This window comes from Streptomyces sp. NPDC002265, assembly GCF_040296125.1.
In the GTDB taxonomy this organism is placed as follows: domain Bacteria; phylum Actinomycetota; class Actinomycetes; order Streptomycetales; family Streptomycetaceae; genus Streptomyces.
The window spans coordinates 1-9,378 of record NZ_JBEOWS010000366.1 but is presented as its reverse complement, the minus strand read 5'-3'; the positions used below and the strand labels follow the sequence as shown (position 1 = coordinate 9,378).

Below are 9,378 nucleotides of genomic sequence, written 5' to 3'. Positions count from 1 at the left end.
GCGGCCTTGGGCGGTGAGCCCAACCGGCGGGCGGCACACCCCGCGCGCCCCACCGCGCGTAGGTTGGGAGAAGGTCGCCGAACTCACTGTAAACACCAAAGGGGTACGCGGGCCGCCCCCCGGGCCGGGAGGACCGCAGCAAGCTATCAGGGGGTCTTCGGGACGGGCCTTTTCGGCCGCCGTCCTGGCGTGGAACCTCCGCCGCCGTGGCCGAAAGCGTGGGACCCCCACGGCCGGAGGACGATGTCCCGCGGCGTACCGCCGACGCGCCCTCCGAGGCGGCACCGCCGGTCGACGTACCGTTGCCGCACCCGTCCGCCGGAGGGGACCCGGGCCCCGCGTCCAGCGGTGTCCTCGTGCCGTACGGCCGCGCATCCGGCGAAGAGCGGACTCCGGTGCCGCGCCGGATCCGATGCCCTGTCCCGCACCGGGGGAGGACTCCCCGGTCATCCGCGGGGACCAGTGGTTCCGGCCGCCGCGCGCCCGGGCCTGGCGTCGAGGGCGTACGGTCCCGGTGTCGTAGAAGCGGAACGCCACATCTACGCCAGGGAACGGACGATGTCCGTCCGCAGGACCGATACCGATCCGTCATCCTGCCCATCGGACGATCATGTCGATGGTGGAACACGGGGGCGCCGCCACGCGTCTGTCTCTAGTGCACGTGCGCATGCCCCGCCGGCTTCGGGGCAGACGCCGTAACGGCTTCGGTAAAGGGGTCGTCAAAGCTGTAATCGCGAGAACACCCCGCGTGCACGTGCATCTGTCCATGCATCTGCACATGAACACGGCTATGATCCAGGGCTGTTGACTACTGCATCAATTGGCCACACCAGCCAGTGCACCACCTGGGAGCGACCTGTGGACCACGATGTTGACGGGGGGTACGACGTGTACAACGGCATGGCGGCCACACAGTTGCACGGGGTGGCCTGGCAGAAGAGCCGACACAGCAACTCGCAGGGCTCCTGCGTGGAGTTCGCCCGGCTGCCGGGCGGTGATGTGGCGGTACGGAACTCGCGGTTTCCGGACGGTCCCGCTCTCGTCTACACGCGGGCCGAGATCGAGGCGATGCTGCTCGGCATCAAGGACGGCGAGTTCGACCATCTGATCGCCGGCTGACGGTCCGGGCCGGGAGCGGCCGGGATCGTGCCCCGAGGCTGTGCCCCCTTTACGACGCCTATGACGCAAGTAGGACCCGTAACGCGCATATCGCACGTAACGCGCGTAGAACCGCGGCGCCAGGAAGCGCCGCGGTTCGTCATTCCGCCGGGGGCGGCAGATGGAAGAGCGCCCAGACCACTTTGCCGTTGAGCGTGCCCGCCAGCGGATGCCAGCCCCAGCCGTCGCTGAAGGAGTCCACCAGGAACAGGCCGCGGCCCGACTCCGCCGAGAAGTCGTCCGCCGGACGGGTCGCGGGGCTCTCGTGGCTGGGATCGCGTACCGCGCACACCAGTCGCTCGGTCCAGCGCATCAGGTGCAGACGCACGGGCGGCTGCTGTTCCGCGTCGCAGGCGGTGCCGTTCGGCAGGGCGTGGCGCAGGGCGTTGGTGACCAGTTCGGAGACGACCAGGCAGACGTCGTCGAAGCGTTCGTCTATCGCCCACTGGTCGAGGGTTCTGCGTGTGAAGCGTCTGGCCTCGCGCACCGCCTCGTAACGGGCGGGCAGGGCGCAGGAGGCGGCGCTGGACACGGCCGCGGGATCCAGCGGCGGAAGGCCCTGCCGTAACGGCTCGAGCATGGTCGATCCATTCGTCCCCATGCGAGGCACTCCCGGGAATTCGCGGTCGTTGCGATGCAGCGGTGGCGCGGGACCATGGTTTCGGATGCGCACAGCAGATGCAAGGGCAGATGCACGTGCACGTGACCGAATTGGACCCGCCCGTACCGCTTCTTGGCCATTTTTTCCGCCATCTTCTCTGCCTGTCCCTACCGCCCGTCTGTCCTTTGCTTGCTCCTTCCTGTGCACATGGGTTGCCTTCTTTCCATCTCTGTAATCGGGCGAGTACTGCTCGGAGTGTTTTAGTGGCAGACTTCGGCGCCTAAGGACGTTGGGGAGGCTGGCGAACGTGAGCGCGGGAGAGCCAGGATCGGTGGTGCGGCGCATGCTGCTCGGCTCGCAACTCAGGCGGCTGCGCGAGTCGCGCGGGATCACCCGCGAGGCTGCGGGCTACTCCATCCGCGCTTCCGAGTCCAAGATCAGCCGGATGGAGTTGGGCCGGGTGAGCTTCAAGACGCGGGACGTCGAGGACCTGCTGACGCTGTACGGCATCACGGACGAGGTGGAGCGCACCTCGCTCGTCGCCCTCGCCCGCGAGGCCAACGTCGCCGGCTGGTGGCACAGCTACTCGGACGTGCTGCCCAGCTGGTTCCCCACCTATGTGGGCCTGGAGGGTGCCGCGTCCGCGATCCGCGCCTACGAGGTGCAGTTCGTGCACGGCCTGCTCCAGACCGAGGCGTACGCCCGCGCGGTCGTGCGGCGCGGTATGAAGGGCGCGAGCGAGGCCGACGTCGAACGGCGGGTGACGCTGCGCCTGGAGCGGCAGAAGTACCTCTTCTCCGAGAACGCCCCCGACTTCCACATCGTCCTGGACGAGGCCGCCCTGCGCCGCCCCTACGGCGACCGCGAGGTCATGCGCGACCAGCTCCAGCACCTCATCGAGATCTCCGAGCGGTCCAACGTACGGCTCCAGATCATGCCGTTCGGCCTCGGCGGGCACTCCGGCGAGTCCGGCGCCTTCACGATCCTCAGCTTCCCCGAGTCCGATCTGTCGGACGTCGTCTATCTGGAGCAGCTGACCAGCGCGCTGTATCTGGACAAGCGCGAGGACGTCGCCCAGTACGAGCACGCGCTGAAGGAACTCCAGCAGGACAGCCCCGGTCCGGACGAGAGCCGGGATCTGCTGCGGGGGCTTCTGCAGCTGTCCTGAGGGCTGTCCGCCGGACGGGCCCCGGGGCCGTCGGATTCCGGCCGTCCCGGGGCGTCCCGGCACGGCGTAGGGATAACCCTCGACCTTGTCGTGCGGTCTTGCGTTTCCCGTTCCGGGCACTCCAACTCGCCTGCTTCGCACGTACGATGACGTGTGATCAGACCAACAGTCGATCGGGGGTTGACCGGGTGTCTGCCTCGACTGCTTCGGCGGCAAGGGGATTGAGGATCACATGTCGTCCTGCTTCACCGACCTGGCCATGCAGTACATCGACGGCGAGTGGCGCCCCGGTACCGGTTCCTGGGACATCATCGACTTCAACCCCTACGACGGCGAGAAGCTGGCCTCGATCACGATAGCCACCATCGACGAGGTCGATCAGGCCTACCGCGCGGCCGCCAGAGCCCAGAGAGCATGGGCCGAGATCAACCCGTACGCCCGCCTGGACATATTCGACCGGGCGCTCGGACTGGTCGAGGAGCGCGAGCAGGAGATCACCGAGGCGATCACCGCCGAGCTGGGCGGCACCCGGCTCAAGGCCCGGTTCGAGCTCCACCTCGCCAAGGAGTTCCTGCGCGAGGCGGCCCAGCTGACGCTGCGCTCCGAGGGCCGGCTGCTGCCCTCCCCGGTGGACGGCAAGGAGAACCGTCTCTACCGCGTCCCGGTCGGTGTCGTAGGCGTCATCAGCCCCTTCAACTTCCCCTTCCTGCTGTCCATCAAGCCGGTCGCCGCCGCGCTCGCCCTCGGCAACGCGGTCGTCCTCAAGCCGCACCAGGACACCCCGGTCGTCGGCGGCACGCTGATCGCGAAGATCTTCGAGGACGCGGGCCTGCCGAGCGGTCTGCTGAACGTCGTCCTGACGGACATCGCCGAGATCGGGGACGCCTTCATCGAGCACCCGGTCCCGAAGGTCATCTCCTTCACCGGCTCCGACAAGGTCGGCCGTCACATCGCCACCGTCTGCGCCGCCCAGCTCAAGCGCACGGTCCTCGAACTCGGCGGCAACAGCGCCCTGGTGGTCCTCGACGACGCCGACATCGACTACGCGGTCGACGCGGCCGTCTTCAGCCGGTACGTCGACCAGGGGCAGGTCTGCATGGCCGCCAACCGGGTCCTGGTGGACCGCTCGGTCGCGGAGGAGTTCACCGAGAAGTTCGTCGCCAAGGTGCGCACCCTGAAGACCGGCGACCCGAGCGATCCGCAGACGGTCATCGGCCCGGTCATCAACTCCCTCCAGGCGCACGCCATCTCCGCCGCCGTCGACCAGGCCGTCGCCGAGGGCGCCACGGTCCTCGTGCGCGGTGGGACGACCGACAACCTGGTGGAGCCCTCCGTCCTCACGGACGTGCCCGCCGACTCCTCCCTCCTGCACAAGGAGATCTTCGGCCCGGTCGCCCTGCTGGTCCCGTTCGACGGCGAGGACGAGGCGATCCGCATCGTCAACGACACGCCCTACGGTCTGAGCGGCGCCGTCCACACGGCCGACGTGGAGCGAGGCGTCACCTTCGCCAAGCGGGTCGACACCGGCATGTTCCACGTGAACGACGGCACCATCCACGACGAGCCGCTCGTCCCCTTCGGCGGCGAGAAGCACTCCGGGATCGGCCGGCTGAACGGCGAGACCACGCTGGACGCCTTCACCACCCTGAAGTGGATCTCCGTGCAGCACGGGCGCAGCACGTTTCCCTTCTAGGGCCCGATCGCGAGATCCGCTCCGGGGTCTGGTGCTTCCCGGTGGTTCCCGGGCCTTTCTCGGCCGGGTCGGGGTATCGAGGACAGAAGCTGACCGCAATGGCTCGTAGCTTCGTCGGTGTCGGGCGGGGAGGAGTTCCCCGCCGCACCGAGGAAAGGCAGCCGGTCATGGTCACTCACGTGCGAGCCGAGGCGCAGGGCGACGAGCGCGGAGCACTGCTCTCCTTCCTGGCGGAGCAGCGCGGCGGCATCCGGCGGTCGGTGCTCGGGCTGACCGAGGAGCAGGCGGACTCCCGCCCCAGTGCAAGTGAGCTGTCGCTGGCCGGTCTGGTCAAGCACGTCGCCGAGGTCGAGCAGGGCTGGGTCGCCCGGGCCAAGGGCGAGGCGCCCGCGGTGAAGCGCGACGAGTCCAACTGGCACGAGTGCTTCGCGCTGGCCGACGGCGAGACCTTGGCCACGCAGCTCGCGTACTGGGAGGAGGTCGCCGCGGAGACGGAGCGGTTCCTGCGGTCGGTGCCGAGCCTCGACGACACCTTCGGCCTCCCCGCCGATCCCTGGTTCCCTCCGGAGGGCCGGGTCTCCATGCGCTGGCTGGCCCTGCACCTGATCCGCGAGACCGCCCGGCACGCCGGACACGCCGACATCATCCGGGAGTCGCTGGACGGGAAGACGGCGTTCGAACTGGTGGCGCAGGAGCAGGGCACGTCCTGGGGCTGAGTCCGCCGGCCCCGGGCCGGGCGGTGGGACCATTCCGCCGCCGGGCCCCGGGGCTGTGGTGGAGCCCGGTCGCCCGGTCCGGGCCAGAGGTGGAATCCGGCCGCCGGTCCGGGTCAGTGATGGAACCCGGTCGCCCGGTCCTTGTCCCGCGTCAGCGGATGCGGCTGCCGGCGCAGGTCCGGCAGGAGGCGGTTCAGGTCCTCCAGGAACAGTTCGGCGAGGTCCGTCGAGAAGCCGTTGCGGCACACGATCCGGATCACCGACAGGTCCTCGCGGTTGGGCGGGAAGGTGTAGGCGGGCACCAGCCAGCCGTGTTCGCGCAGCCGCCGGGAGACGTCGAAGACGTCGTACGCCTTGACGTCGTCGGCCGTGGTGAAGGCGAAGACGGGCAGTTGGTCGCCGTGGGTCAGGAGCCGGAAGTCGCCGAGCTCCGCCACGCGCGCGGAGAGGCCGGTGGCCACGTCCCGGGTGCTCTGCTGCACGGCCTGGTAACCCTCGCGGCCCAGCCGCAGGAACGTGTAGTACTGCGCGACGACCTGGGCGCCGGGCCGGGAGAAGTTCAGGGCGAAGGTCGGCATGTCGCCGCCCAGGTAGTTGACGCGGAAGACCAGCTCCTCGGGGAGGGCCTCCTTGTCGCGCCACAGGGCCCAGCCGACGCCCGGGTAGACCAGCCCGTACTTGTGCCCCGAGGTGTTGATCGAGGCCACCCGCGGCAGGCGGAAGTCCCAGACCAGGTCCGGGTCGAGGAAGGGGGCCACCATGCCGCCGGACGCGCCGTCGACGTGCACCGGGATGTCGAGGCCGGTGCGCTCCTGGAGGGCGTCCAGGGCCGCGCACAGGTCGGCGATGGGCTCGTAGGACCCGTCGAAGGTGGAGCCCAGGATGCCGACGACCCCGATGGTGTTCTCGTCGCACAGCCCGGCCGCCGCCTGCGGATCGAGGTGGTAGCGGTCGCCCTCCATGGGGACCAGCCGGGGCTCCACCTCCCAGAAGTTGCAGAACTTGTCCCAGCAGACCTGGACGTTGACGCCCATGACGAGGTTCGGGCGGGCGCCCGGGTAGCGATCGGCGTTGCGCTTGACCCAGCGCCGCTTCATCGCCATCCCGGCGAGCATGCACGCCTCGCTGGAGCCCGTGGTCGAACAGCCCACGGCGGCCGACGGGTCCGGCGCGTTCCACAGGTCGGCGAGCATCGCCACGCAGCGCCGTTCCAGCTCGGCGGTGCGCGGGTACTCGTCCTTGTCGATCATGTTCTTGTCCCGGCACTCGCCCATCAGCACCCCGGCCTGCGGCTCCATCCAGGTGGTGACGAACGTGGCCAGGTTCAGCCGGGAGTTGCCGTCCAGCATCAGTTCGTCGTGCACCAGCTGGTACGCCGTGTTCGGGGGCAGGGGGGCGTCCGGGAGCCGGTGCGTGGGCGGCGCCTCGGTCATGCCGCCGACGGGGTTCGCCTCGCCGAAGAAGGGGTTGACCGACATCGGCCGCTGTTCTTGTTTCTCGGGACCTTTGTGCAGAGCCATGGATGAGCCTCCAGACGGGGGAAACGGTTCAGCGGATCGGGGTGCCGTCCTTGTGCAGCTGCATCTGCGGGCGTCCCGTCACCAGCAGCCAGGCCGGCAGCGAGGCGATGCACAGCAGCGTGAGGATGACCGGGGAGGCCACCAGGACGGCGGCGGTGAACAGGCTCACCCAGCCCTGCCGGGTGATGGCCAGGAGCATGCCCAGCACGCCCGACGCCACGCCGACGGCGGCCGGGACACCGGGCACCAGGGCGTGGGCGCACAGGCCGAGGGCGGTGCCCACGAACACGGCGGGGAAGATCCGGCCGCCGCGGAAGCCGCAGGTGGCGGCGACGGCCAGGGCGGCCAGCTTGACGACGGTCATCATGGCGAACTGCCCGGCCGACCAGCCCTCGGGATCGCGCGCCAGCTCCGCGATCTGGTCCAGCCCCTTGAAGAGCGTCAGCGGCCCGCCGAGGGCGCCCAGGGCGCCCAGGACGAGCCCGCCCGCCGGAAGCATCAGCATCGGGTGCCGCAGCCGCTGGAAGGCGCGGTGGAGGTGGGGGAAGGCGTAGACCGCGGCCATGCCGAGCAGCGCGGCCGCCGACGCGACGACGATCGCCCCCAGCACGTCGCCTGTGTTCAGATCGTCGATCGGGGGCAGATGCAGGTCGAAGGTCGCCTGGTGGACCAGGTCGGTCGTCAGGGCGCCCGCCGCGGCGGCGGCCAGCGGGGCGAAGATGTTGTCCCACAGCTGGCCCTTGATCCGCTGTCCGGCCAGCGCCTCCGAGATGACCAGGGCGGCGGCCACCGGGGTGCCGAACAGGGCGCCGAGCGTCGCCGCCTCCGCCAGCGCCATCCACAGCGGCTCCGGCAGTGCGGGCCGGAACCGCCGGCCGAGCCACACCGCGAGCCCGACGTTGACGGCGATGATGGGGTTCTCGGGGCCGAGGCTCGGCCCGCCGGCCAGCATCAGGGCCGCCGCCAGCAGCAGGCCGGGCAGGACGACGGGCGGCAGCGCGGGGGCGTTCAGCCCCATGGTGGCCGGGTCGGGTCCGGCGTGTCCCGGGACCTTCCACACCACCAGACCCACCGCGACGCCGGTCGCGAAGAGCATGACGAAGATCCACAGCACCGAGTAGCGGCCGATGCCCAGGGAGTCGGGCAGGTTCTCCCACAGGACGCCCTGGAGCTGCTCGGCCGCGACGCTCACGCCGACGAACAGCAGGCTGCTCACGACACCCACGGCGAGAGCGGGCAGGATCAGCGGCAACAGGGCGCGCGGCGGGGCCGCGGGAGAGGTGTCGGGCGCCTGCTGCGCGGAGTCCTGGGCCACGGGATCACCATAAGCGGACGTAATACCTCAAACATCCCGGACATGGCATGTGGGGCGTGCGGGGGTGCGGTTGTGGAGCGCGCATCACGCAGAGAAGGGCGCACGTCTCGGTACGCACGGCGCTTTGTGCGGCGCGCGCCGTGCGGGGAAGGGGCGCGCACGGCTGGGCGCGCCCCTGGCGGACGGTCGCCGGGCAGCCGGGCAGCCGGTCGCCGGGCAGCCGGGTGGCAGGCCGTGCGGGGAACGGGCTTGCACCTCACGTCACGTGAGGACGCACCGTGGAGCGCGTACCGACGAAAGGAGCGGAAAGTGAGCTACTCCGTGGGACAGGTCGCGGGGTTCGCCGGGGTCACGGTGCGCACGCTGCACCACTACGACGACATCGGCCTGCTCGTGCCCAGCGAGCGCAGCCACGCGGGCCACCGGCGTTACGGCGAGGGCGACCTCGACCGGCTCCAGCGGATCCTGTTCTACCGGGAGCTCGGCTTTCCGCTCGACGAGGTCGCCGCCCTGCTCGACGACCCGGCCGCGGACCCGCGCGCCCACCTGCGCCGGCAGCACGACCTGCTGACCGCCCGGATCGAGAAGCTGCAGAAGATGGCCGCGGCCGTGGAACACGCCATGGAGGCGAACGAGATGGGCATCAACCTGACACCCGAGGAACGGTTCGAGGTCTTCGGCGACAAGGACCCCGAGCAGTACGCCGAGGAGGCGGAGCAGCGCTGGGGCGGCACGCGCGCGTACGCCGAGTCGCAGCGCCGTACCGCCCGCTACACCAAGGACGACTGGAAACGCATGAAGGCCGAGGTGGCCGACTGGAGCGAGCGCTACGCCGCCCTGATGGCGGCCGGCGAACCGCCGGCCGACGAGCGCGCCATGGACATGGCCGAGGAGCACCGGCTGCACATCTGCGCCTGGTTCTACGAGTGCCCGTACGACATGCACCAGGGCCTCGCCGAGATGTACGTCGCCGACGAGCGCTTCAAGGCCTTCTACGACGCGATGCGGCCGGGCCTCGCCGAGCACCTGAGGGCCGCGATCGTCGCGAACGCGGCCCGGCACACCGCCTGAGCGGCCGGGGGTGCAGGGCCGGTGTCACACCGGGGCCAGGACCACCGCCGGTACAGATAGGAAGAGCGTGGGGTTGGGGAAGAGTGTGTGTTGTGTTTTGTTGATATAGGTGGTGGGCGGATGATTAAAAAAATGT

At 70.0% G+C, this 9,378-nt stretch carries 8 protein-coding genes; 5 read left to right on the top strand and 3 right to left on the bottom strand.

All coding sequences use genetic code 11. The features are described 5' to 3' along the window. The first annotated feature begins 858 nt into the window (after nt 1-858). Complete coding sequence (locus tag ABT085_RS39130; RefSeq protein WP_351619530.1) at nt 859-1,119, top strand: DUF397 domain-containing protein; 261 nt, start codon at nt 859-861, stop codon at nt 1,117-1,119. A 139-nt stretch (nt 1,120-1,258) separates the two neighbouring features. Here the strand turns inward: ABT085_RS39130 and ABT085_RS39125 are convergent, their stop codons facing one another. Then, on the bottom strand, nt 1,259-1,759 hold the full coding sequence (locus ABT085_RS39125) for an ATP-binding protein (RefSeq protein ID WP_502982923.1): 501 nt from the start codon (nt 1,757-1,759) through the stop codon (nt 1,259-1,261). 331 nt (nt 1,760-2,090) lie between these two features. On the opposite strand from ABT085_RS39125, the gene ABT085_RS39120 reads away from it, so the two are divergent. From ABT085_RS39120 to ABT085_RS39110, 3 genes are all read left to right on the top strand, one after another. Then, a complete protein-coding gene (locus ABT085_RS39120; RefSeq protein WP_502982924.1) occupies nt 2,091-2,927 on the top strand; it encodes a Sco1979 family transcriptional regulator in 837 nt (278 codons plus the stop codon). A 232-nt stretch (nt 2,928-3,159) separates the two neighbouring features. Continuing rightward, nucleotides 3,160-4,620, top strand: a complete 1,461-nt coding sequence (locus tag ABT085_RS39115) for an aldehyde dehydrogenase family protein (protein WP_351619524.1) — start codon at nt 3,160-3,162, stop codon at nt 4,618-4,620. 167 nt (nt 4,621-4,787) lie between these two features. Next, the gene (locus tag ABT085_RS39110) at nt 4,788-5,336 is read left to right on the top strand and encodes a DinB family protein (RefSeq protein WP_351619522.1); all 549 of its coding nucleotides are present in this window, start codon (nt 4,788-4,790) and stop codon (nt 5,334-5,336) included. Between the two features lie 113 nt (nt 5,337-5,449). On the opposite strand, the gene gad is transcribed toward ABT085_RS39110, so the two are convergent. Together gad and ABT085_RS39100 are read right to left on the bottom strand one after the other, a co-directional pair. Beyond that, entirely contained in the window at nt 5,450-6,856 is a 1,407-nt protein-coding gene (gene gad / locus ABT085_RS39105; protein WP_351619519.1) for a glutamate decarboxylase, read from the bottom strand. Nucleotides 6,857-6,884: 28 nt separating this feature from the next. Next, entirely contained in the window at nt 6,885-8,171 is a 1,287-nt protein-coding gene (locus ABT085_RS39100; RefSeq protein ID WP_351619517.1) for an ion channel protein, read from the bottom strand. 309 nt (nt 8,172-8,480) lie between these two features. On the opposite strand from ABT085_RS39100, the gene ABT085_RS39095 reads away from it, so the two are divergent. Further along, nucleotides 8,481-9,242: a MerR family transcriptional regulator gene (locus tag ABT085_RS39095; protein ID WP_351619514.1), complete on the top strand. Its 762-nt coding sequence runs from the start codon at nt 8,481-8,483 to the stop codon at nt 9,240-9,242. Nucleotides 9,243-9,378: the final 136 nt, after the last annotated feature.

Bases quoted from the DNA above. Each gene is read 5' to 3' on its own strand.
- ABT085_RS39125 (WP_502982923.1), bottom strand. From the start codon at position 1,759: ATGGGGACGAATGGATCGACCATGCTCGAGCCGTTACGGCAGGGCCTT.
- ABT085_RS39115 (WP_351619524.1), top strand. From the start codon at position 3,160: ATGTCGTCCTGCTTCACCGACCTGGCCATGCAGTACATCGACGGCGAG.
- ABT085_RS39110 (WP_351619522.1), top strand. From the start codon at position 4,788: ATGGTCACTCACGTGCGAGCCGAGGCGCAGGGCGACGAGCGCGGAGCA.
- gad (WP_351619519.1), bottom strand. From the start codon at position 6,856: ATGGCTCTGCACAAAGGTCCCGAGAAACAAGAACAGCGGCCGATGTCG.